Source organism: Nocardiopsis mwathae (genome assembly GCF_014201195.1).
Taxonomy (GTDB): domain Bacteria; phylum Actinomycetota; class Actinomycetes; order Streptosporangiales; family Streptosporangiaceae; genus Nocardiopsis_C; species Nocardiopsis_C mwathae.
In genome coordinates this window covers 3,922,044-3,944,013 of the sequence record NZ_JACHDS010000001.1, presented here as the reverse complement: position 1 = coordinate 3,944,013, position 21,970 = coordinate 3,922,044, and the positions used below count along the sequence as shown (strand labels likewise).

Sequence of the window (21,970 nt, the reverse complement as noted above, 5' to 3'; positions counted from 1 at the left end):
GCGGGTTGGCCATTGCGTTGATCCCGGCGAAGGAGGACCCCACCGACCCGCGAGGGCCGATGGGGCCGTGTTCGGCAGCCCGGCGGTGGGCCGCGCGTCGCGGGAGGTCAGACTCCGGGCGGGGAGGTGTTGCGCCACACGCCGTCGTCGACCTGCTTGTACTGGGTCGCGAAGTACTCGGCCGACATCAGCGACCGGGACCGGCCCGCCCGCGGTGGCGGGTTCTCCAGGTCGGCGAGGAAGACGTTGATGTCGGGCTGTACGACGGTCGGCGCGTGGTCGGCGTCAGGGTCCTGGGCGACCGCGATCCACAGGTTCTCGGTCCGCCGGATGGCCCACCGGTGCCGGTAGTGCTCCCGCAGCAGCCGCAGCAGCGGGTCGTTGTCCCCACTCATCGCCCCACCCCCGCAGCGGACAGAGCGACCTGGACGGCGAACCGCTGGAACCGCAGCGCCTCGGCGGCGCGCTGGTGTTCCAGAACAGCGATATAGGGCCGGACACGGTTCGCGGACCGCGCCTGCAGACGGTTACTCTTCACTTGTCATCAGCTCCTTGAGCAGCTGGTGGCCGCGCCCCGAGGCAGTGCCCGCTGCCGTCGGGGTCTTTTTGTGCCTACTGACGATACCGCACGTGGCAGTGCGCTGCATAGCAGTGCAGCGCACTCCATGTATTTGCCCAGCTCAGGAGTGCTCTAATCTTCATTGCATGGCAGAGATCCCGCCGTACGATCCCAACCCGGGCGCCTACGTCTACGACGAAGTGGCCCGGCATATTGCGCTGCGGATCGAAGCCGGGCGAGGTGAGAGCCGCCCGGCCGATGCGCTACCGCCAGGTGCGCGGTTGGCCGGCGAACGCGACTTGGCCGAGGAATACGGCGTAGCCGTGGAGACGGCACGCCGTGCTGTACGGGCACTGCGCGAGCAAGGCTTGGTGTACACGCTCCCCGCCAAGGGGACCTTCGTCGTTGCTCGTGAGCCTGAAGCCGAGAAGTAGGGCCTGCGGCTGGGAGCCCCGCGTGCCGCCGGACTCGGTTCTGCGAACGCTCACCGCGTAGCCAGGCTCCTGGTGAGCCTGCGGCATGGACATCGATCACTTCGACCCCACGCCCATCTATCAGCAGGTGGCGCGTGTCATCCGTGAGCGCATCAAGTCAGGTGAACTCAAGCCGAAGGACCGTGTTCCGTCGGAGCCGCAGATGGTCGCCGAGTACGGCATCGCCAGAGACACGGCGCGGCAGGCTGTCGCCCTCCTGCGCTCCGAAGGCTGGGTGATCACGCTTCCCCAGAGAGGAACGTTCGTCTCGCAGCATCCCAAGACCAATGAACAGGGTCGACGAGTAGCCGACCGGTCATGGCCTGTTTCGGCCAGGGGTGATTTCGGCGGGATGTCGCTTCCGGTACTCCATCTCCGCATTCGGGTCGGATATATTCGCACGGCTGGTCAGGCACGCCTGGAACTGATCAAACGGGAGCATCGCGCATGTCCTACCCACCGGGGCCGTATCCACCGCAGCAGCCGAACCGGCCCCAGCAGCACCCTGGGGCGCAGCCGCCGCGTCAGCATCCCCACCAGTATCCGCCCCACCCCCACCCCCACCCGCAGCCCACCCCGTACGCGCAGCCGCACCAGGGTCATCCGCCGACGGGGCACCGGCCCTGGCAGCCGGGCACCGTGTACGGGCCTCCCGCCCGGGTGTCCATGCCGGGGACCCTGGTCGGGGTCCGGGTCATGATGGTCATCCTGGGCGCGGGCGGGCTCCTGCTCGCCGTGCTGACCGGCCTGCTGGCGGACCCGCAGACCACCGACGGGCAGCGGGAGGCCGCGTTCCTGGAGCACGGCGTGGAGAACGCGACCGGCTGGTCCGAGGCCTTGTTCTGGATAGCGGTGGCGACCGGTGCCTACGCGGTGCTCGCCCTCGGCCTCGCGGCGGTCATGGGTCGCAGGACGCCGGTCGTGTGGTGGCTCCTGGCGGCCTTCCACGGAGCCATGACCCTGTGGTGGCTGTGGGTGCTGGTCGACAGCCCCGGCGTCTCGTTCCTCCCCCTCGCCCTCTCCGCCGCGATGCTCGGCCTGGTGCTGATGCAGCCGTCCCGCACCTACTACCGGAACCTCCACTGAACGGCCGCGGCCGCCCGGCCGCCGCGGCTCACGCCAGGTGCTCGATGAACAGCGCCGCCTCGGCCTCCGTCATGCCGGTCTCCGTGGCCACCAGCCGGACGGCGTCGGCGATACGGTCCTCGCCGCGCAGCCGCCGCACCCGGTCCGCCAGGCTCATGCCCGGTGCCGGAGCGACCGGAACCTGTCGGCCCTCGCGCAGGGCGTCGGCCATGGCCTTGGCCTCCGCCAGGCCCATCCCGCTCTGCTCGCGGATCACCTTGACCGCGTTGATCTGCTTGCCCTGGCGGACCAGCTCCCGGGCCTGGGCGATCGCGTCCTCGGTCAGGGGCACGACGTCGCGCGGGATCTTGGGCGAGCGTCCGAACAGTCCGGCCATGACCACCACCAGGTAGGAGAAGTCGACGTACGAGTGCGGTTGCGGGAGCGGCGCAGCGACGAATCGGGCGCCGGAAGCGGGAGAAAACGGGGCGGACAGGCCTCCGATGTACCGGTGCTTCGACGGCGGAGCCTAGCGCATCACCGCGGGCACAGGGCATCGCCGACGCGCGCCTGCGGCCGTGGCGGTGCGTTGTCGGTACCGGGTGCCAGGATGGCCGTGTCGGCGGTCGACCCGCACGACGCGGACGAGACGAGGGGATCCGGTGACTCCGGAGCAGTTCATCGACATCGCGCTGTGGTTTCCCGATGCCGTGGAGACCGAGCCGTTCGTGGCCGGGGTGCCGGTCTACAAGGTCGCGGGCAAGATGTTCGCGCTGCTGATGGACGAGGGCGGTGACCGGTCGGCCACGGTCAACCTCAAGTGCGACCCGGTCCTGGCGCTCGAACTCCGCGCCGAGTTCCCCGCGGTCACTCCCGCTTACCACATGAACAAGCGGCACTGGAACTCCGTCGCGCTGGACGGCACGGTCCCCGACGACGAGGTGGTGGAGATGGTGCGGCACTCCTACGTCCAGGTCGTCAAGGGGCTCCGGCGGGCCGACCGGGACCGCCTGCTCGCCGTCCTGGGTGACGGCACCCCGCCCCTGCCCGCACCGGGCGGCGCCGAGGACGGCTGAACCCCGACCTCCCTTCCGTTGATCTCGGCGACGCGCGCCGGCTACCGCCTGCGGGTCTTAGTGTTCGGCGCACGTCGCCGAGATCAACGACGGGATCCGGACATCCGGGCCGCCCGCAGAGCGCTCGGGGTGACCCCGAGACGGCGCCGCATCATGCGGGTCAGATGGCTCTGGTCGGCGAACCCGGTCGCGTCGGCGATATGCGCGATGGGTGCGTCGGTCGACAGCAGGGCGCGGCGCGCCGCGTCCAGCCGCAGCCGCAGCACGTACTGGTGCGGCGACTGCCCGGTGGACGTGCGGAAGGCGCGGGTGAAGTGCGATTCGCTCAGCCCCGCCACCCGCGCGAGGTCATCCAGGCGCAGCCGCTCGTGCAGGTGGGCCTCGATGTAGTCGGACACGAGCGCCAGGCGGCGCGGGGACAGCCCGCCGTCCCGTGTCAGCCGGTCCGACCGTGCCGACGACATCTTCACCACGTGCGCGGCCACCGCCTGGACCAGCGCCTGGGTGTAGAGGGTGTCCGCGGGGCCGGGGAGCTCGTACTCGGTGACCAGCCGTTCGACCATCATCGCCAGCAGCGGATCGTCGAGGTGGTACTGCGGGGCGAGCTCGAACACCCCCTTGGCGCCGCCCTCCTCGGCCAGGCGTTCCAGCCACCGGGGGTCCATGGAGACCAGCATCAGTTCGACGTCCTCCTCCCACCGCGGTCGCGACGCCCACCCCGCCGGGTTGATCAGGGACTGGCCGCGGTGGAAGCGTTCACGGCGCGCCCGACCGTCGACCGACCAGGTCAGGTTCGTCGACGTCCCGGAGTGCACGACCAGGACGTGGGAGGCCGGACCGACCGGAGGCGGCACCGTGTCGGCCTTCCCGGCCGCGCGCTCCACATCGCGTTCGACCACGGCGTGGCCCAGGTCGTCCCCGCTCCCGGACAGGTGAAGCAGATGCGGCTTGATCATCGACCGTGCCATAACACTCATTGTTACCCATTGCGTCCAACGCGGCCTGGGGGTTCCGCACACACCGGCGGGCACCCGACGCGCTGCCCGACCCCGCGGGCACACCCGGGGCGGGATCGTTCCACGACCGGCCGAACGTTCAAGACCCCGCGGGCGGCACGATCGCACGATGTTCGGGCAAGCCGAGCACGAGGTGCGAAGGAGCCAGCATGAGCACGAACCACTCCCTGTCGGGCAAGACGGTACTGGTCGCCGGCGGAGCCAAGAACCTCGGCGGGCTGGTCAGCCGCACTGTGGCGCGCGACGGTGCCGACGTCATCGTCCACTACCACTCCGACGCCACGGAGCCCGATGCCGAGGCGACGGTCGAGGCGGTCCAGGCCGCGGGGGCCAAGGCCGTCGCGGTCCAGGGCGACCTGACCCGGGTCGAGGAGGTCGAGCGCCTCTTCGCCACCGCCAAGGACCGGTTCGGCGGCATCGACGTCGCCGTCAACACCGCCGGCATGGTGCTGCGCAAGCCCATCGTCGAGACCACCGAGGACGAGTACGACCGGATGGCCGACATCAACGCCAAGGCCGCGTACTTCTTCATCCGGGAGGCCGGCCGGCACCTGAACGACAACGGCAAGGTCATCACGATCCTCACGTCGCTGCTGGCCGCGTTCACCGACGGGTACTCCACCTACGCCGGGGGCAAGGCGCCGGTCGAGCACTACGCCCGCGCCGCCGCCAAGGAGTTCGCCGACCGGGGCATCTCCGTCAACAACGTCGCCCCCGGGCCGATGGACACCCCGTTCTTCTACGGGCAGGAGACCCCCGAGCGGGTCGAGTTCCACAAGTCCCAGGCCCTGGGAAACCAGCTCACGAAGATCGAGGACATCGTCCCGCTGGTGCGGTTCCTGGCCACCGACGGCTGGTGGATCACCGGCCAGACCATCCTCGCCAACGGCGGCTACACCACCCGCTGACCGTCGGCTCGGCCTCGGTGCGGCACGTGGGGGTTCCGCCCCGGGGCCGCGGTGACGCCGCCCGGGAGATGGGGTGCCGTCCTCCCTTTTCTCCCGGGCGGGTGGATGTTCAGCGCAGCGGCCACCAGCGCTCGCGGGGCGGCTGCGGGAACCGCACGGCCACGTCGGTCCACTGCTCGCGCAGGACGCGCCGCACCGTCGGTGTCACGTCGCTGCGGCCGTTCGCGGCGCCCTCCGACGCGAGGAGCAGGCGCAGAAGCTCCGCCGCGTCCGGCCGGTCGCCGGGGTCCTTGGCCATCGCGCGCGGGACGAGTTCGTCGAGTCCGGGTGGGAGCCGGTCCAGGTCCGGGTCCTCGTGCAGGACCCGCCGGGCCAGCTCGCGCGGGTGCCCGTGCCCGAACGGGTCGTGGGCGGCCGCCGCGAAGGCGACCAGGGCGCCCCACAGGAACACGTCGGACCGGTCGGTCACCTGTCGGCGCCGGTACTGCTCCGGGCTGATCCACCCGGGCGTGCCGACCCGGTCGCGCGGCACGCCGCTCCCCGCCTCCGGGCCGGGCAGGGTCGCGGGCGAGGGCAGCCGCAGCGCGCGCAACGCCCGCCGCATGCGGCGGATGCGCACCCACCGCGTCGCGTCCGCCGCGGTCGACGGGCGGGCGATACCGAAGTCGAGCACCTTCGGCCCCGACGGCGCCATGACGACGTTGCTCGGCTTGAGGTCGCGGTGCACGATGCCCGCCGCGTGGATCGCGCGCAGCGCGTCGGCGACGCCGACGGCCAGCGCCCGCACCATCCCCGGGCGCAGCGGGCCGTAGCGTTCGACGTGGTGGCGCACGGTCGGCCCCGGCACGTACTCGGTGGCCAACCAGGGGTGGTCGGCCTCCACATCGGCGCTGATGAACCTGGCCACGCACGGGCTGTTCACTCGCGCCAGCAGCCGGGCCTCGTGGGCGAACTGCTCCCGGAAGCGGGGGTCGGCGGCGTGCCGCGGGTGGACCACCTTGACGGCGAGGTACCCGCGGACGCCCGCGGCCGTGCCCGCGTAGACGGTTCCCATCCCGCCGGAGCCGACCCGCCCGACGAGGCGGTAGCCCCCGACCTCGGACGGGTCGTCGGGCAGCAGCCGCCCGAGCCGCCGCGCCCCCCGCGCTTTCACCGCTCCTCCCGCGTACAACGAGCAGGGCGCGCAGAACGCGATGCAGAACGCGATGACGAGGCCGAACGGCACGCACAGCGCCGGCATCGCGACGAGGCCGGACGCGCGCGTACGACAGCGCGCCGATGGAGCGTGATCACGGAGCACCATCCAGGGCATGGGGGATGTCCAGGTGGTTGACGTCTTCCCCGCCTGAAGGCGGGAGAACCCTGCCGACCGCACGTCCGGGCCTCGATGGGTTCCTGCTTCATCGGGCACGGCGAGCGAGTTCGTCCTCCACCTCGTCCACCGGCATCGCACCTCTTCTCCCGCCCCCCACCTCGAACTGGAGCAGGCGCGGCGAGGCTTCGAACCCGTGGCGGGAGTACGCCGGGACCGCCCGGTCGCTGGAGTGCACCGTCACCCGCTCAAGGCCCAGGTCACGCGCCCACGACAGGACCGCCTCGATCAGTTCGCCGCCCAGGCCGCGGTCGCGCTCGCCCGGCGCCACATACACGCACTGCACGTCGCCCGACATCCGCTCGAAGGAGCGCGGATGCGGCACGCGCTGTGTGGTCGCCAGCCAGGCCATGCCGATGACCGTGTCGCCGCGGGCCACCACCATGCACCGGTGTGAGGACTCGTTCTCCCTGGCCCACGCCACGAACCGGGGGACGAACTCCTCCAGCGTGGTGTCGGGGGTTCCATAGGTCTCCTGTACCCAACGCCAGCGGAGCTCGGCGACGGCCGCTGACTCGTCGGGCCGGGCAGGGCGGATCGCGATATCGTTCACGGCGTTCATCCTGGCGCAGGAGCGCGAGCACGGGTAGGGGGCCGCTTCGGCCACTCCCACACCACCAGGGCTCCGGGGGCGGTTCCGCACCGGCCGGAAGGCCGGGGCGACCCGTGCCAAGGTCAGGTGGATTCCATGGCGCGGACGCGGCCCGAGGACCGGGGGCATGGCCCCGGTCCTCGGGCCTGAGGCTCAGCCGAACATGGTCCGCAGCGCCGGAACGCGGCGCAGGATGAGGGCGTCGATCGCGAGGACGATGAGCATGCTGATTCCGGCCAGGGGGAACAGCAGGCCGAGGACGGCCATGATCGCGATGACCCCGTAGGCGGTGCGCCGGTCGGTGGGGCGGGCCGGGGCGCCGATGCGGTTGCGGGGGCGGCGCCGCCACCACATCCAGGTTCCCGTCACGACCAGCCCGACGATGGCCACGCAGGCGGCGAGCATGAGGATCAGATTGGCCGTGCCGAAGCGCCGCCCCTCATGGATGGCGATGCCCTGCGAGACCCCCTTGGCGATCACCCCGTACTCCGCCCAGCCGTAGGACGCGACGACCTCGCCCGTGTACTGGTCGACGCGCACGGTGCGCTCGTCGGCCGGGTCGTGCCGGGGCTTGGCCGTCACCGTGTAGACGCCGGCGGCGTCCTGCGGCGGAAGGACCGAGTAGTCGCAGGACGAAGCGGGGCAGTCGGCGGTGTCGTGCGCCGCTGCGAGCGCCGCCTCCATGGGGACGGGTGCGGTGCCCCCGGCCGACGTGGGGACCTTCTCGTCCTGCGCGGCCCAGGGGACGTCGGCGTCGGGGTGGTGTTCCCGCGGGTCCCGAGTGGCGGACGCGCCATGGCCCGCGTGCCCGTCCTGCGCGGTGCCGGGGGCCGAGGTGTCGGCGAAGTCGCCGGGGTCGGGCCTGGTGGAGCCGGTCCACTCCTGGACCGCGCGGAGGCCGCCGCCCCACACCCCGGACCAGGGGAGCCCGGTCAGCACGAGCAGGACGATGACGGCGCCCGCGGTGATCCCGGTGAGGGCGTGCAGTCGGCGCAGTGAGAGGCGCCGCCCGTTCCGGGGAGCCCGCGCGTCGCCGCTGCCGGTCCCGCTCCCGCTCCCGCTCCCGCTCTCGCCGGCTCCGCCGCTGCGGCCGGACGTGGCCGCCGACCGCCGCCGCGCCGGGCTGCGCCACCACAGGTACGTGCCGGTGGCGACGAGGATGACGGCCCAGCACGCCGCCGTCTCCACGACCATGTCGCCGATGTCCCCGGCCATCAGCGAGCCGTGGATGTCCCGCACCGCGCGCATCAGGGTCGCACTGTCATCGACCGAGCCCAGCACGTGCGCGCTCGCGGGATCGACGTACACCGACATCCCGGGGGCGAAGTGGCCGGCGTCCGTGCCCTTGAGGATGACGCGGGTCGAGCGGTCGGCCTCGGCCGGCGGGATGACCGAGTCGAGCGGGAGGTCGGGGTGGGCCGCCTGGGCCGACTCGACCTGCTCGGACAGCGGGACCGGTGCGCTGACGGGTGCGTCCAGCGTGCGCAGGTCGGAGTAGCGCCACTCCTCGTAGGGGTCCTTGAAGAGGTAGATGCCGCCGGTGACGGCGAGTACGAGCAGCACGGGCGCGACGAAGAGGCCGGCGTAGAAGTGCCACCGCCAGACGGTCCGGTAGCGCTGGTGGTGCGGTCGGGGTCGGGATCGCGCCGGGTGCGGTTTCGCCGGTGCCGTCGCCGACGGTGCGGCGTCCGATGATCGCGGGGGTGTGTCGGCGGGGGTCGCCATGGGTGGTGTCCTTTACGTGTTCGGGCACGCGGCACCGCGCACGCCCGTTCTCGGGCATGCGGCATCGCGCGGGGCCCGGCCGGGTCAGCGACGTCGGCCGGGCAGGGGTGGGGAGCCGGTGCCGCCGATGCCGGAGCGCTGGAGATCACCGCGGTCGGCGTCGGGGCGGCGGAGGAGAACGGCGGGGCGCGGCCCTCAGACTCAGGGCGTCAGGGCGACCCGCCCGCCGTGGAACACGCGCGAGGGCCCGGGTGGTCCGCGGCGCCGGATGGTCCGGCCGAGCAACCGCTCGACGGGGCGTGGCGCCGTGGGGCGGTAGCGGAGCTTCGGGAGGGGAGGAGTGGCGAAGGGGCGTGGCAGGGCCAGCAGAACGGGCAGGTGTGCGCCGAGGAGGTGGAGCAGTTCGGCGAGGTCGGACTCGCCGCGCTCCAGCCACCATGCCGTCACCAACGCGGCGAAGGTGTGGACGAGCAGCATGGCCAGGCCAGGGCCGCCGTCCATGGTGTGGTGCAGGGTTCCGCCCGCTGGGTCGGCCGCCGCCGGGGTGGCGGACGGGGCGGCGGCTCCCGCACCGAAGAGGTGGTGCAGCCCGTACTGGGCCGTGAAGGCCGCGGCCATGATCTGACCCAGGCCGCGCCGGCCGCCCGCGAGGGCGTAGCCGACCGCACCGATGATCAGCACTGCCGGCCCGAGAGTTCGCCAGTCGACGGGTGCCCCGCCCGCGGACACGTGCAGACCGGCCGAGACCGCAACGCAGACGGTTGCGAAGAGCCCGGCGCGCAGGCCCCGGATGATCGGCTGGTCGAGTCGCACGCGGCCGATTATTCCCGGACGCGCACAGACCGTGGAAGAGGGTGGTGGGTCGTCGTGCACACCCCGGGCGCGGGAGGGGACGGGGCGGTGCGGGACGGGCAGGCGAGGACGAGGCGGGCAACGCCGCGGTGAGGGTCGGGGCACGATCGCTCTCGGAACCGTCTGCATGTCTTCATCACGGATGGGCGGTGCACGTGGTTCAGGCACCCGAGTCGACCGCGCCGGTACGGCCGACCGGGTGCGGGGGTGTCAGGCGATGGCGGGGGACGGGGCGAAGAGGCGCCCGCCTCCGCCGGGGCCTCGGGCGGGGGCCAGAGAGCCGCGGGGGCGACTCCTGGACGCGACCTGCCGCTGGAACCAGTGGCGGAGCGGGGGCAGGGCGAGGGGCGGGGGGAAGTTGCCGTTTCCGTTTCCGTGGCGGCGTGAGCCGTGCGCGAGTTCGAAGAACACGGTATGGCTGCGGGCGCGCCGATAGTCGCCGCACCGGGTGGAGAGCGCGGCGACGATGCCGAGGCCGCGCCCGCTTTCGTCTCGTGGGCGTGCTGGGGCGGGGGCGGGGGGATCGCCGAGGTCGGGTTCGTCGGTGACTTCGATGCGCAGTCGGCTCGTGGTGAACCGGGCGAACACGGAGAAGTACCCGCCGGGCCGCCCGGATGCCGTGTGCTGCGCCGCGTTGGTGGCGAGTTCGGAGAGGAGAAGGTAGGCGGTCTCGGCGGTTTCGGTGGGCACCTTGGCACCGCAGGTCTCGTGATCCAGCAGTTCTCTGAGCCAATGGCGGGCCTGGGCGGCACTCTCCGCGCGGCCGGGGAAGGTGCGCGCGAACGCTCGCATGATCACCACACTCCCCTTTCTCGGGTGTTCGATACCTCGGTGAAGGGAGAGGCCGGGCATCGTCCGTGAGATGCCCGAGGATTTCTCCTCTCCCTTCCCGGTGCCCTTCTTTCGCGAGGGGCGCCGGCTTCCATGATCATTGCTCACCTGGCCTTTCGTGGGTCTGCGGCACGTGTCCACCCGGTGTGCGCGCCGGGTGGCCCGCACCTCGCGCCGGGCTCGCGATCACCTGAACGAGGTCGTCCTCACTAGGCTTTCCCTTCTAACGTGGCACCTTAGAGAACTGAATTCCAGAGAATTCTCTCAGATTCGCCGATACTGCTACCGGGGTGGCCGAACGAGTTTTCTCTCGCTTTGTGGGTGCATTGGTGGTGGGTTTGACGAAGGGGCGGGCGAGGTGTTCGAAGGGAAGGAAATCCTTTCCTTTCGGGCGGGGGTGGGGGTGGAGGTGGCTTCGTGAAGATGTGAAGGGTTGGCTCGCGTTCGTGGTGTGGGTGGCGCCGCCCCGACCGCCCCGACCGCGCCGCGTGAGGCGCTGCGGCTCTTCCAGGAGACCGGATTCCGCCCGCAGGAGGGTCGGGCGCCGGAGGTCCTGGCCCGTGCGGAAGGCGACGACGCCGGGCCGGGCTCCGGAACCGACGCGCGGCTCCACGCGGCCCTGGCGGCCTGCGGGGGAAACCCACGGCACCAGGGCCGCGGAGCGTGTACGCGGAAGGCCGGGGCCGAAACCCGAGCCAGGCGGCGGGTCGCAGCCGCCGCGGACCGAGTAGGGGCGCCCGCAGCGGGTCACGGGGCCGAAGCGGACTCCACCGGAAGCGCGGTCGGCCCGCCCTCGAACCGGTCGAGGTCGGCCTGCCCGCTCCTGAGCAGATCCGAGACCGTGACCATGGTGTAGCCGCGCGCCTTGAGCTCGCGCAGGATCGTCGGCACCGCCTCGATCGTCGGGTCGATCGTGTCGTGCATCAGGACGATGGCCCCCGGCTTGGCGTCGGCAAGGGTCCGGCGGGTGATGGTCGCGGAGTCGTGGCCCTTCCAGTCCTCACTGTCGACGTTCCAGATGACCTGGGTCATCCCGAGGTCCCGGATCACCTTGGCGACGGTGGCGTCGGTCTCGCCGTAGGGCGGGCGCATGAGCGTGGGGCTGCGACCGATCTCGCGCCGGACGAGGTCGTTGACCTCGGATATCTCCGCACGGATCTCGCGCTCGCTCAGCTCGGTGAGGACGCGGTGGTTGGCGCTGTGGTTGCCGACCTCGTGGCCGCGGTCGCGGACCATGCGGACGGTGGACGGGCGCCGCTCGATCTGCCGACCCACCATGAAGAACGTCGACTCGGCGCCGTGCCGGTCGAGGATGTCGAGGAGTTCGGGGGTACGGGGCGCCGGGCCGTCGTCGAAGGTCAGGGCGATGCATTTCGCACCCGCCGCGGAGCAGTCGACGGCGGCGTCGGGGGCGGGCCCGGCGGGGGCGGGCGCGGCGACGGCGGTCCCCCCACCGAGCAGCAGTGCGACGGAGGCGAGGATCGCCGCCGTGCCGAGCCGGCGGGGGTGCGCCCGGTGCGTCGTGCGCTGCGGTCTGGGATCGACGTCGGGATCGGCGGGACGGGAGAAGTGGTCGGGAAGGAAGGCGAGGATGCGCGGACGCAGGAGCGAGACGTGCTTCACGGGGGACCTCGTGATTCTCACGGCGGCAGTAACGACAAGTATCGTTTCCTGCACGCGTAGTTGAGAACCCTACGATTCGCGGGACTTTCCCGCCCCCGTGACCGATTCCTCGGGGGCGCCGTCGCGGACCGCGAACACGACCGCCGCGGCGACGCCGGGGGTGATCCGGAACCGGCAGAAGCGGGCCGACTCGGCGTGTGCGGTACCGGTCCACAGGCTGCCGGCCAGGGTGGCCTCGGACCTCAGACCGGGGGCGACGAGCCTCTAGCCCTCCACTGCCCGGCGATCCTTCACCACCCGGATGATCCGTTCGACGACGGCCTCGGTGGCTTCGTGTTCCCAAGAACGGATCACCGTCCAGCCCGCCTTCGTCAGTAGGGTGTCGGTCTCGCGATCTCTCTCCCGGTTCCGTCGTACCTTGTCAGCCCAGAATGCGGCGTTGGTCTTGGAACCGGTGTGGTGCTCGGGGCACCCATGCCAGAAACAGCCGTCGATGAACACGGCGACCTTGGACCGGATGAAGACGAGATCGGCGGTCCGCCGCAGGTCGGGGAGAGGCCGTGCAGAGACGCGGTACCGCAGTCCCCGGGCGTGTACGGCTCTGCGGACGGCGAGCTCAGGTTTCGTGTCACGACCCTTGTTGGACCGCATGCTCTTCCGCACGGCCTCGCTGGAGGCGCCCCGTGGACGTTCGGCGACCATACAGCCGACTATATGGAGCTCGCGAGCCCGATGGGGACAGGCCGAGGGCCGTCCGATCGCCGCATGGCGGCGGAGTCGATCGAGCGGTTCTGTCACCGGGAGAGTGTTGAATACCTCGATGGAACCTTCCGTCACCGGCGGAGCAGGGGGACACTCCCTCGCATCGGCTCTCACAGGGCCGACTGGCTCCTATAGTTACATCGTCGTACTGCTTGGGGAGGCGCCGATGGATGGCACGGCCATCAGGACCATCGACCTGTTCGCCGGAGCGGGTGGCCTGGCGCTCGGTTTCCGCCAGGCCGCCCTGGGCTTCACGTCCGTGTTCGCGGTCGAGGTCGATCCAGCGGCTGCTCGTACCTTCAAGCAGAACTTCGGGTGTGAGGTCTTCGACGGGCCCATCGAGGCCGTCGACCACTATCCGGAGGCCGACCTCATCATCGGAGGGCCGCCGTGCCAGGGTTTCAGCCCGCTCGGTCGGGATCGGGACGACGAGAGCCGTGCGCAGCTCAACGATCTCTGGCAACAGTACCTGAAGGCGGTCTGCGAACTGCAGCCCAAGGCGTTCGTCATCGAGAACGTCCCACAGTTCCAGAAGTCCGCGCAGTTCGCTCGCCTACTGGAACTCATGGAGACGGACGAGGACCTGAAGCAGTACTCCTACAACTACGGGGTCTTGAACGCAGCCGACTACGGTGTAGCGCAGACACGGCGTCGAGGCATATTCGTCGCGGTCAGAGGAGTCGACGACGTCCCGTGGCCCCCGCCGCCGACCCATGGTCCGGAGTCCCCGAGCGGGCAAGAATACCTTACGCTTCGAGACGTCATCGGTGACCTTCCCTCCTACCCGAAGAATGCGGAAATCACATTCGATTCGGAGGGGCGTCAGGACCTGCACATCAAGCGAAATCCGACCGCGAAGTCGCTTGCGCGCTATCGTGCCATCCCTGAAGGTGGAAACAGATTCGATCTACGCCGGAATCGTCCCGATCTAGAGCCCAGATGCTGGGCGAACAAGGCAACGGGAACGACCGACGTCATGGGCAGACTCTGGTGGGACCGACCTGGATTCACCATCCGTACCGAGTTCTACAAGCCGGAGAAGGGACGGTACCTCCACCCTCAGTACGACAGGCCGATCACTCACCGTGAGGCCGCACGGATCCAGAGTTTCCCGGACGACTTCGTGTTCGAGGGAACGAAGATCGATGTCGCGCGCCAGATCGGCAACGCCGTCCCTGCGAAGCTCGGGCGGGCACTCGCCGAGTTCGTGTACGCACTGGCCTTCGCCGATGGGAAGTGGTCCACCGAGAGGAAAGAAGACAGGCAACTCAGCCTCTTGGCATAGGTTGTCGGTGCTCCTACACTTGTAGTGTGAGCGACGATTTAAATCTTTTTTCCCATGAAGGTCTGCCGATCTCGGATGAAGTCGATGACACTATGGTCGACTCCGAGATGGATGCGGTGGAGTCCTGGTTTCTGAGTTTTCCCGACCTGGAGAGCAGGTTCGCTGAGGTTTTCCGTCAGGCGATCGACGAGGTGCTCGACGGGCAGCGAACCGGAAGGTTCGATATTCACGATCGAGCGCGCGTCGCCAAGACCGAATTGACGTACCTGGGGACGAAGGTGGAGATCGTCTGTCAGGACATGTTCGAACTTCCTCGTGGTAAATCGATGGACTACCTCGTATGCGAACAGGAAGTCGACGCCAAGTTCTCGATCGGGGCATCCACCGGACAGTCGATTCCGAGGGAAGCCGTGGGGAGGATCTGCCTCCTCATGCACGCACGCGACGACAGAGGGCGGTTCTCGGTCGGGTTGTTGAGAACCACGGAAGACCGGCTGAACCCTGGGAAGAACAGCGACGGAAAACGATCGATAAAATCGGAATCCCGACGCCATATCCGGTGGTTGGTCCGCGATGGTGATCTTCCTGAGAATTTTCTCATGAGGCTCTCGGCGGCCGAGCGCCACGAGATATTCGACAGGTTGGATGCACGTGGAAACCCCCCGAGTGGGCAGGAACGTGTGAATCGACTATTCAGAATCGTACAGGGGCGTGTCGTGGATCGCCAGACGGTCCTCACGGTCGCCAAGCAGTCGGATGCGCCGAAGCGCGTTCGAGATGCCCGAATCGCCTTGCGCGATGAAGGGATAATGATCTTCGGTCACCAGAATGGGCATCCGAATGTTTGTCACGATCTAGGTCTTCCGAAGTGCTCCAAAGGCGAATGGATAAGCGCCAGGCTGGTTCCCTCGGAAGGCGATGATGGGCGCCGGGTCACACCGATGGGATCGGCGACCTACGCCGTGGCGAATGATGATGAGCCGCCCAGCCCTCTGCCCACCCTCTGAAGAATCACCGTGTTGGAACGAGGTCGACCAATTCCTGCTCCGTTCGCCGCTTCCTTGTGCGGCTACCGTAATGGAAAGCCCAATACCAGCGATGCGAGCCACGCGTTCTCGGTGGAGTTGGGGACCGCCTTCTTCGACGTGATGGGGGTGCCTCGGGCGGCGGTCGATGGAGGGCTGGCCGGTCCCGTCATGGCCAGGGAAATGCTCGCTGACCTTGCGGGCAGGGTGGAATCCTTCGGGAGTGATGTCTCAGTCGATGCTGAACGTAAGCTGGCGGAATTCGAGCAATATTCCCATCTGGGTGTGGTGCAGGAGCTTGCGAAAGATCCTGCAGGGAGTCGAGTCTCGTCGAGTATCGAAGAACTTGAGGTGTACATTCACGATGATGATGGTGATCTGAACCAGGCGCCGAGGTTGCTCGACCTGGTGGGCAGGATTCGTGGAGAGCACGAGGAGTCGGTCGCCGAGCGGCGGCTCCTGCTGGATACCCTCGGTGAGGAATCCGTGCTGGGGCTCGATATAGCGATCTCTGGGCCATCGCCTTACTCGAATTCGTCGCTTCCGTTCTTGGAAGCCGGGTTCTCGCTGAAGTGGAGTCTGCGTACCGATCGTGCCCAGGATTGTCGAACCCAGGGGGCGAAAATGGCCGCTTTGAGACGCGGCCGCATGCCGCACTTCGCCGCCGTCACGATGGAGCCGCGGCCCTACTTCCTTGGAATTCTCGGCAGGGGGTCGGGCGAAATCGATTGTGTCTACCACCTCCACCTACCTGCCCTGGCCGAAGCAGTCGATCAGGTCTGTACGTCGAAGAATCGTATGGCCGCGCGAGACACTTTTCATCGCCTGCGAGACCAGGGGAGGGTCCGGGATTACGATGATCTGATCGCATACGTGTCACGGATTTGAATCGACGGTCGATCGGTGAAGGATTCGGAGTCGCGAAGCCTGCGACCTCCGAGCCACACGGGGTGGGGGCGGAGACCGCCAGACCGGCTTTCGGTCGGTGTGGACAGCCAAGCGCGGGCGTCGGGGGAGCGCGGCATGATGGGGGTGGGTGGAAAACCGAGGCGTGGGAGGGGTTCTTGTGGCCGAGGGGCGTGGTGGGCAGCCGTTTCGGCCGGCGGTGTTGGAGGGGGTGCTGGAGCGCATCACCTATGCGAACGAGGAGACCGGCTACACCGTCGCCAAGGTCGACAACGGGCGGGGCAACGGCGGGGAGCTGACCACCGTGGTCGGCGCCCTGCTGGGGGCGCAGCCGGGGGAGTCGTTGCGGATGGAGGGCCGGTGGGGGTCCCATCCGCAGTACGGGCGGCAGTTCATGGTCGAGAACTACACGACCGTTCTGCCCGCCACCGTGCAGGGTGTGCGCCGCTACCTCGGGTCTGGGCTGATCAAGGGTATCGGCCCGCGGTTGGCCGAGAAGATCGTGGACCACTTCGGGGTCGAGGCGCTGGACGTCATCGAGCAGACCCCCGAGCGCCTGATCGAGGTGCCCAAGCTCGGACCGAAGCGCACCAAGCTCATCGCCGACGCCTGGGAGGAGCAGAAGGCCATCAAGGAGGTCATGGTCTTCCTCCAGGGCATCGGCGTCTCCACGTCGCTCGCCGTCCGTATCTACAAGAAGTACGGCGACGGCTCCATCGGCGTCGTCCGAAACGAGCCCTACAAGCTCGCCACCGACGTGTGGGGTATCGGGTTCAAGACCGCCGACACCATCGCGCGCGCCGTGGGCATCCCGCACGACAGCCCGCAGCGGGTCATGGCCGGGATCCAGTTCACGCTCTCCGAATCCACCTCCGACGGCCACTGCTTCCTGCCCGAGGACCGGCTCATCTCGGATGCCGTGAAGATCCTGCAGGTCGACGCCGGCCTGGTGATCGAGTGCCTGGCCGAGCTGGTGGCCGAGGAGGGCGTGGTCAAGGAGAAGGTCCCCGGTCCCGAGGGCGAGCCGGTCAACGCCGTCTACCTCGTCCCCTTCCAGCGCGCCGAGGTGGGACTCGCCGCTCAGCTGCACGCACTGCTGGAGCACCCGGCCGACCGGATGGAGGCCTTCCAGGACGTCGACTGGGCCAAGGCGCTGGAGTGGCTGAAGCAGCGGACGGGTGCGGATCTGGCGCCCGAGCAGGAGGAAGCGGTCAAGCTGGCGCTGACCCGCAAGGTCGCGGTGCTCACGGGCGGGCCCGGGTGCGGCAAGTCCTTCACGGTCGCCTCCATCATCCGGCTGGCCGCCGCCAAACGGGCCAGGATCATCCTCGCGGCGCCCACGGGGCGGGCCGCCAAGCGGATGACCGAGCTCACCGGCCACGAGGCGTCGACCGTGCACCGGCTGCTGGAGCTCAAACCGGGCGGCGACGCCTCCTACGACAAGGACCGGCCGCTCGACTGCGACCTGCTGGTCGTCGACGAGGCGTCCATGCTCGACCTCCTGCTCGCCAACAAGCTGGTCAAGGCCGTGCCACCCGGTGCCCACCTGCTGCTGGTCGGCGACGTCGACCAGCTGCCGTCCGTGGGAGCGGGGCAGGTCCTGCGCGACCTGCTGGCGACACAGGGCGCAGAGGCCGACGCCGCCGCCGATGGCTCCGAGGAGTGCGCGGACCCCATCCCGAACGTGCGGCTGACCCGGGTCTTCCGCCAGGCACAGCAGTCCGGCGTGGTCACCAACGCGCACCGGGTGAACCAGGGCAAGCCGCCGGAGCTGGACGGTATGACCGACTTCTTCCTGTTCTCCTGTGACGACACCGAGCTGACCGCGGAGATCACGGTCGACGTCGTCGCCACCCGCATCCCGCGGAAGTTCGGCTTCGACCCGCGCCGCGACGTGCAGGTGCTCACCCCGATGCACCGCGGCCCGGCCGGGGCCGGCAACCTCAACACGGTGCTGCAGAGCGCCCTGACTCCGTCGCGCGAGGGCGTGGCCGAGCGCAGGTTCGGCGGCCGGATCTTCCGGGTCGGCGATAAGGTCACCCAGGTCCGGAACAACTACGAGAAGGGCGCCAACGGCGTCTTCAACGGCACGGTGGGGGTCATCACCGCGATCGACACCGACGAGCAGGAGCTCACCGTGCGCACCGACGAGGATGAAGACGTCGGCTACGACTTCGCCGAGCTCGACGAGCTCGCCCACGCCTACGCGGTCACCGTGCACCGTTCGCAGGGCAGCGAGTACCCGGTCGTGGTGATCCCGGTGACGACCAGCGCGTGGATGATGCTGCAGCGCAACCTGCTCTACACCGCGATCACCCGGGCGAAGAAGCTGGTGGTGCTGGTCGGCTCGCGGCGGGCCATCGCCCAGGCGGTGCGCAATGCCGCGGCCGGGCGCCGATATACCGGGCTCGCGTACCGATTGTCCAACCGGGGCCTTTAGTCATGAAGAGGGTGAAAAGGATAAAATTCACCCGACCCGGATTCAACAATCGCGGAGCTTCGGGCATAGCTGACTTTTCGGACTGCATGCTGTCCGATTGGCTGGAAATTTCGGGGAAATTCGTGCGCCTGAACAAATGAATTTCGGCCTGCCCTCGTTTACGGTGGAGGCGACGGTCGCGCAGAGCCGCGCCCCCCTCTCCGGTAGCGCGGCCGTCCGGCGCCGCGGTGCTCGCCCCTCTCCTGGGCACCGAGCGCGCCTGGACCGGGACCGCCGTCCCCTGGCGGGGTGGTTCGACCGCCGCCCCGAGGTGATGTCGCGGATAAAAGATCGACGGCGGTCCCCGGTCCGTTCCCCACTGCTCATCCCGTGTTTTTCGAGTTTCCGCCCCAAGGTCGCCGATGGGTGAATAGGCTCCGGTTATGGAGCTGATACCGGCGGGCGCGTCGGCATAGCAGCAGCCTCAGGAACCACAATTCCGGGGTGCGGAATACTCGGGTTTACCGCGGAACCGTAATGCGGATCGCCGCGGCGGGCGAGCCACCCAGGACGCTGACGCTCTTTCCACTCCCCCCGGAGAGCGTCGGCCCCCTCGGGCGCCGACCAGGGCGGTCGGCGCCCGAGGTTCTCGGGCTGCGGGGAGCAGGGGGTATGGGGAGACGGGTCTCTCATTCGGCCGATCTCGTCCGGTGGAGGACGACCTTGGCGCAGGTGAGGGCGAGTCCGGAGGACTCGCTGCCGAACGAGAAGTCCAGGCGCAGCGAGCCCGGATCGTGGTCGGAGCGGATGTCGGTCAACTCGGCGCCGGACCAGGGCTCGGCGGAGTCGTCGAAGAAGTGGAAGTCGGTGACGCCTTCGAGGACCAGGGTGTATCCGACCGGGGGCGTCAGGTTGGTGGATCGCAGCGAGAGCGTCACGGTATGTCCCGGAGCATCGATCCAGATGCCGTCCAGCAAGGACCCCTTCAGACCGTGCAGAGCCGACATGTGCGCACCCTCCTACGTCGCGGCGGCGTCCTCAGGTGACCTGCTTCGTGAGGTGCCCCATGGGATGTGATCCCACACCGTTCCGGCCGGTTCTGGGCAGATTTTCCGGCGGAGTGTGGTTCGGGGGAGTGTGCCGCGAGTCGCAACCACGACCCGTACCAGGGCCGAAACGCGGGGTCAGGGTCTGGCCCGGCCGCGTGATCGCAGGTAAGCCTCTCCTTGCTCACGGACGCTCGCTCTGTGTGTCCGAAAGTTGACCGATGTGATCATTTAGAGATCCAAACGATGATCCCTGTTTATGGGTGTCCCAAACAGGGGTATGAGCGACGCCAGTGGCGGGGTGCACCCCACCACGAACCCCCACATATGGATCATGCGGGCAACAAAGCCCGCGAAGCACGCGGAAAGGCACATGAGTGGGCACCCTCTCCTGGATCAACGGCTCTTCCCCCGCCTCACCGTCCGAAGCCATCGCCCGGCTGCGGGGACACCTCGCCGCTGACGGGACGGAGCGCCTCTACGCGGGCGACCGGGGCACGGTGGCGTCGCTGTCGATTCGCACCGGCCTCACCGTCTGGTGCATGGGCGGGCTCTTCCGCTGGCGCGACGACCTGGGCATCCAGCAGACGCACCCCGCGGCCGACCCCGAAGGCGCGGCGCAGCGGATCGCCGCCCTCGCCGGCCTGCGTCGGGCCGCGCACGCCGCGGCCTGAGCCGCACGCACCCCGGCGCGCTGCGGCGGCCCGCCCGATTCGCCGACCCGGTTCCCGCCTCGGGGGCGACGGCGCAGGCTCCCCCGACTAACGTTGGACTCCGTGACACAGACACAGATCATCGTCGGCGCCGCCATCATCCGCGATGGAGCCCTGCTCGCAGCCCAGCGCTCCCAGCCCGAGGCGCTCTTCGGGCGCTGGGAACTCCCCGGCGGCAAGGTCGACCCCGGCGAGGAGGAACTGGACGCGCTCGTCCGCGAGTGCCGCGAGGAGCTGGGCGTCGACATCCGCCCCATCGAGCGCATCAACTACGAGGTGACCTTCCCTCCGCGCAACGACGGCTCCGAGGCGGTCATGCGCGTGTGGACCGCCGAGATCCTCGACGACGCCGAGCCGGTGGCCCTCGAACACCTCGCCCTGCGCTGGCTCAAGTCCGACGTCCTCGCCGACATCGACTGGCTCCCCGCCGACGTCCCCTTCCTCGACGCGATCCGCCCGCACCTGCGGCCCTGACGTGCGGTGGCGCCGAGGCACCCGCGCGCAGCCCCTACCGTCGGCCGCCCCGGACCGCCCCTCTCCGTGCCCTACGCCTCGCCCTTCGCCGCCGCGGAGAGCATCGGGACGACGTCGTCCATCGCCCACGGCAGCGTGAGCGGGTTCGGGGTGGAGAAGGCCATGCTGAGCCGGTCGTCGTCGAAGGGGGCGTAGCCGCCGTCGGCGACGGCGCCGATCTTGGAGAAGACGTCGTTGCCGTCCAGGTCGCCGCGTTCCTTCTCGGTGCCGAACCACATCACCAGCACGTCGGCGTCGACCTGGTCGGCGTCCTCCAGGCTCAGCAGGCCGTAGAACCGGCCGTCCTCCACGGACAGCGCCGAGTCGTGGAAGTCCGCCGGGGTGAAGCCCAGCTGCTTCATGACCTCGTAGCGCTGGTCGCCCTCGGTCACGAACGCGAGGCTGCCGCTGTCGAGCATGGGCATGCCCATGGCGAACGTCGTGCCCTCGAACTCGGGGTGGTCGGCGGCCAGGCCGGCGATGTACTCGGTCGTCGAGTCGACGATCCGCTGCGCGTCGTCCTTCCGGCCGACGGCCTCGCCGATGGCGAGGGTCTGCTCCTGCCAGTCCGTCATCCACGGTTCACCGAGGTAGGGGACGGTCGGCGCGATCTCGGAGAGCTGCTTGTATTCGCTCTCCTGCATGCCCGACTGCACGCCGAGGATGAGGTCGGGGGCGAGGTTGGCGACCTGCTCGGCCGGGATCCCGTCGTCGGCGCCGAACAGCTCGGGCTTGTCCGCGCCCAGCTCGTCGATCTTCTCCAGGTCCCACGGCAGGTAGCCGTCCTCGTCGCCGTAGGTGGACGCCGCCATGCCCACCGGGACGATGCCGAGCTCCAGCAGCGTGGCCTCGTCGGACCAGCCGACGGTGACGATCCGCTCGGGCGCGCGGTCGATCTCGGTCGAGCCGAAGGCGTGTTCGATGGTGACGGGCGTCCAGTCGCCGTTTGCCGACCCGGGGCCGGTGTCCGTCGTGCCGGCGCCGCACCCGGTGGCGATCAGGGTGGTGGCGGCCGCTGCGGCGGCGATGAGGGGGAGCCGTGCGGTGGCGCGCAGCGGGGATCGGGCGGACTGCGTGGGCATGGGGTGGAGGACCTCTCGTCAGGGTCGGGGGAGCGTGCGGGGCCGCCTCGGCGCCGGAGGGCCGCGTACGGCGGCGGATCCACCTCGGCAACATGTGAGGCATGCCTATCCTAAGTCCGATTCGTCG

Annotated in this window: 24 protein-coding genes; 11 read left to right on the top strand and 13 right to left on the bottom strand. The window is 69.5% G+C overall.

Features of this window, described 5'->3' with window-relative positions; genetic code table 11:
• Positions 1-107 precede the first annotated feature (107 nt).
• A complete protein-coding gene (locus tag HNR23_RS17125; RefSeq protein ID WP_184076701.1) occupies positions 108-395 on the bottom strand; it encodes a hypothetical protein in 288 nt (95 codons plus the stop codon).
• Positions 392-538 carry a hypothetical protein gene (locus tag HNR23_RS17120; protein WP_184076699.1) on the bottom strand — a complete coding sequence of 49 codons (147 nt, stop codon included), beginning with the start codon at positions 536-538 and terminating at the stop codon, positions 392-394. The genes HNR23_RS17125 and HNR23_RS17120 overlap by 4 nt, the downstream gene beginning before the upstream one ends.
• A gap of 167 nt (positions 539-705) precedes the next feature.
• Here HNR23_RS17120 and HNR23_RS17115 point away from each other — a divergent pair, with 167 nt between their 5' ends.
• The 3 genes from HNR23_RS17115 (at position 706) to HNR23_RS17105 (ending at position 2,118) form a co-directional block, all read left to right on the top strand.
• Positions 706-993, top strand: coding sequence for a winged helix-turn-helix domain-containing protein (locus tag HNR23_RS17115; protein ID WP_184076697.1), 288 nt, complete (start codon positions 706-708; stop codon positions 991-993).
• An 85-nt stretch (positions 994-1,078) separates the two neighbouring features.
• Positions 1,079-1,732 (top strand): GntR family transcriptional regulator, encoded by a 654-nt coding sequence (locus tag HNR23_RS26890; protein WP_246421785.1) that lies wholly within the window; start codon positions 1,079-1,081, stop codon positions 1,730-1,732.
• Entirely contained in the window at positions 1,699-2,118 is a 420-nt protein-coding gene (locus HNR23_RS17105) for a hypothetical protein (protein WP_184080910.1), read from the top strand. The genes HNR23_RS26890 and HNR23_RS17105 overlap by 34 nt, the downstream gene beginning before the upstream one ends.
• A 28-nt stretch (positions 2,119-2,146) precedes the next feature.
• Here the strand turns inward: HNR23_RS17105 and HNR23_RS17100 are convergent, their stop codons facing one another.
• The gene (locus HNR23_RS17100) at positions 2,147-2,494 is read right to left on the bottom strand and encodes a 50S ribosomal protein L7/L12 (protein ID WP_246421784.1); all 348 of its coding nucleotides are present in this window, start codon (positions 2,492-2,494) and stop codon (positions 2,147-2,149) included.
• Between the two features lie 265 nt (positions 2,495-2,759).
• Between HNR23_RS17100 and HNR23_RS17095 the strand changes: the two genes are divergently transcribed.
• Entirely contained in the window at positions 2,760-3,173 is a 414-nt protein-coding gene (locus HNR23_RS17095; RefSeq protein ID WP_184076695.1) for an MmcQ/YjbR family DNA-binding protein, read from the top strand.
• Between the two features lie 83 nt (positions 3,174-3,256).
• Here HNR23_RS17095 and HNR23_RS17090 read toward each other — a convergent pair whose 3' ends face one another.
• Positions 3,257-4,129 (bottom strand): helix-turn-helix domain-containing protein, encoded by an 873-nt coding sequence (locus tag HNR23_RS17090; protein ID WP_246421783.1) that lies wholly within the window; start codon positions 4,127-4,129, stop codon positions 3,257-3,259.
• A gap of 209 nt (positions 4,130-4,338) precedes the next feature.
• Between HNR23_RS17090 and HNR23_RS17085 the strand changes: the two genes are divergently transcribed.
• Positions 4,339-5,097, top strand: a complete 759-nt coding sequence (locus tag HNR23_RS17085; protein ID WP_184076691.1) for an SDR family oxidoreductase — start codon at positions 4,339-4,341, stop codon at positions 5,095-5,097.
• A gap of 109 nt (positions 5,098-5,206) precedes the next feature.
• Here HNR23_RS17085 and HNR23_RS17080 read toward each other — a convergent pair whose 3' ends face one another.
• The 7 genes from HNR23_RS17080 to HNR23_RS17050 form a co-directional block, all read right to left on the bottom strand.
• Positions 5,207-6,250, bottom strand: coding sequence for a protein kinase domain-containing protein (locus HNR23_RS17080; protein WP_184080493.1), 1,044 nt, complete (start codon positions 6,248-6,250; stop codon positions 5,207-5,209).
• Between the two features lie 247 nt (positions 6,251-6,497).
• Positions 6,498-7,022 carry a GNAT family N-acetyltransferase gene (locus HNR23_RS17075; RefSeq protein WP_449406841.1) on the bottom strand — a complete coding sequence of 175 codons (525 nt, stop codon included), beginning with the start codon at positions 7,020-7,022 and terminating at the stop codon, positions 6,498-6,500.
• Between the two features lie 192 nt (positions 7,023-7,214).
• Positions 7,215-8,786, bottom strand: coding sequence for a PepSY-associated TM helix domain-containing protein (locus HNR23_RS17070; RefSeq protein WP_184076688.1), 1,572 nt, complete (start codon positions 8,784-8,786; stop codon positions 7,215-7,217).
• A 201-nt stretch (positions 8,787-8,987) separates the two neighbouring features.
• Positions 8,988-9,599 carry a hypothetical protein gene (locus HNR23_RS17065; RefSeq protein ID WP_184076686.1) on the bottom strand — a complete coding sequence of 204 codons (612 nt, stop codon included), beginning with the start codon at positions 9,597-9,599 and terminating at the stop codon, positions 8,988-8,990.
• 249 nt (positions 9,600-9,848) lie between these two features.
• Positions 9,849-10,430 carry an ATP-binding protein gene (locus HNR23_RS17060; RefSeq protein WP_184080491.1) on the bottom strand — a complete coding sequence of 194 codons (582 nt, stop codon included), beginning with the start codon at positions 10,428-10,430 and terminating at the stop codon, positions 9,849-9,851.
• 786 nt (positions 10,431-11,216) lie between these two features.
• The gene (locus HNR23_RS17055; protein ID WP_184076684.1) at positions 11,217-12,092 is read right to left on the bottom strand and encodes a polysaccharide deacetylase family protein; all 876 of its coding nucleotides are present in this window, start codon (positions 12,090-12,092) and stop codon (positions 11,217-11,219) included.
• Between the two features lie 264 nt (positions 12,093-12,356).
• On the bottom strand, positions 12,357-12,794 hold the full coding sequence (locus tag HNR23_RS17050) for a very short patch repair endonuclease (RefSeq protein ID WP_184076682.1): 438 nt from the start codon (positions 12,792-12,794) through the stop codon (positions 12,357-12,359).
• A gap of 226 nt (positions 12,795-13,020) precedes the next feature.
• Between HNR23_RS17050 and HNR23_RS17045 the strand changes: the two genes are divergently transcribed.
• The 4 genes from HNR23_RS17045 to recD2 all read left to right on the top strand — a co-directional run bounded on the left by HNR23_RS17045 (position 13,021) and on the right by recD2 (position 18,510).
• Positions 13,021-14,139: a DNA cytosine methyltransferase gene (locus HNR23_RS17045; protein WP_184076680.1), complete on the top strand. Its 1,119-nt coding sequence runs from the start codon at positions 13,021-13,023 to the stop codon at positions 14,137-14,139.
• Positions 14,140-14,165: 26 nt separating this feature from the next.
• A complete protein-coding gene (locus HNR23_RS17040) occupies positions 14,166-15,146 on the top strand; it encodes a NaeI family type II restriction endonuclease (RefSeq protein WP_184076678.1) in 981 nt (326 codons plus the stop codon).
• 9 nt (positions 15,147-15,155) lie between these two features.
• Entirely contained in the window at positions 15,156-16,052 is an 897-nt protein-coding gene (locus HNR23_RS17035; RefSeq protein WP_221308153.1) for an NgoMIV family type II restriction endonuclease, read from the top strand.
• 163 nt (positions 16,053-16,215) lie between these two features.
• On the top strand, positions 16,216-18,510 hold the full coding sequence (gene recD2, locus HNR23_RS17030) for an SF1B family DNA helicase RecD2 (protein WP_343070598.1): 2,295 nt from the start codon (positions 16,216-16,218) through the stop codon (positions 18,508-18,510).
• 668 nt (positions 18,511-19,178) lie between these two features.
• Here recD2 and HNR23_RS17025 read toward each other — a convergent pair.
• Positions 19,179-19,496 (bottom strand): hypothetical protein, encoded by a 318-nt coding sequence (locus HNR23_RS17025; RefSeq protein ID WP_184076676.1) that lies wholly within the window; start codon positions 19,494-19,496, stop codon positions 19,179-19,181.
• Positions 19,497-19,912: 416 nt separating this feature from the next.
• On the opposite strand from HNR23_RS17025, the gene HNR23_RS17020 reads away from it, so the two are divergent.
• On the top strand, positions 19,913-20,209 hold the full coding sequence (locus tag HNR23_RS17020; RefSeq protein ID WP_184076674.1) for a hypothetical protein: 297 nt from the start codon (positions 19,913-19,915) through the stop codon (positions 20,207-20,209).
• A gap of 102 nt (positions 20,210-20,311) precedes the next feature.
• Positions 20,312-20,722, top strand: coding sequence for an NUDIX domain-containing protein (locus HNR23_RS17015; protein WP_184076672.1), 411 nt, complete (start codon positions 20,312-20,314; stop codon positions 20,720-20,722).
• A 71-nt stretch (positions 20,723-20,793) separates the two neighbouring features.
• Here HNR23_RS17015 and HNR23_RS17010 read toward each other — a convergent pair whose 3' ends face one another.
• Complete coding sequence (locus HNR23_RS17010; RefSeq protein ID WP_184076670.1) at positions 20,794-21,843, bottom strand: iron-siderophore ABC transporter substrate-binding protein; 1,050 nt, start codon at positions 21,841-21,843, stop codon at positions 20,794-20,796.
• Positions 21,844-21,970 lie beyond the last annotated feature (127 nt).

Coding starts and splice junctions, on each gene's coding strand:
- HNR23_RS17045 (WP_184076680.1), top strand. CDS start 13,021: ATGGATGGCACGGCCATCAGGACCATCGACCTGTTCGCCGGAGCGGGT.
- HNR23_RS17115 (WP_184076697.1), top strand. CDS start 706: ATGGCAGAGATCCCGCCGTACGATCCCAACCCGGGCGCCTACGTCTAC.
- HNR23_RS17070 (WP_184076688.1), bottom strand. CDS start 8,786: ATGGCGACCCCCGCCGACACACCCCCGCGATCATCGGACGCCGCACCG.
- HNR23_RS26890 (WP_246421785.1), top strand. CDS start 1,079: ATGGACATCGATCACTTCGACCCCACGCCCATCTATCAGCAGGTGGCG.
- HNR23_RS17010 (WP_184076670.1), bottom strand. CDS start 21,843: ATGCCCACGCAGTCCGCCCGATCCCCGCTGCGCGCCACCGCACGGCTC.
- HNR23_RS17085 (WP_184076691.1), top strand. CDS start 4,339: ATGAGCACGAACCACTCCCTGTCGGGCAAGACGGTACTGGTCGCCGGC.
- HNR23_RS17100 (WP_246421784.1), bottom strand. CDS start 2,494: ATGGCCGGACTGTTCGGACGCTCGCCCAAGATCCCGCGCGACGTCGTG.
- HNR23_RS17090 (WP_246421783.1), bottom strand. CDS start 4,129: ATGATCAAGCCGCATCTGCTTCACCTGTCCGGGAGCGGGGACGACCTG.
- HNR23_RS17050 (WP_184076682.1), bottom strand. CDS start 12,794: ATGGTCGCCGAACGTCCACGGGGCGCCTCCAGCGAGGCCGTGCGGAAG.
- HNR23_RS17125 (WP_184076701.1), bottom strand. CDS start 395: ATGAGTGGGGACAACGACCCGCTGCTGCGGCTGCTGCGGGAGCACTAC.
- HNR23_RS17105 (WP_184080910.1), top strand. CDS start 1,699: ATGCCGGGGACCCTGGTCGGGGTCCGGGTCATGATGGTCATCCTGGGC.
- HNR23_RS17060 (WP_184080491.1), bottom strand. CDS start 10,430: ATGCGAGCGTTCGCGCGCACCTTCCCCGGCCGCGCGGAGAGTGCCGCC.
- HNR23_RS17025 (WP_184076676.1), bottom strand. CDS start 19,496: ATGTCGGCTCTGCACGGTCTGAAGGGGTCCTTGCTGGACGGCATCTGG.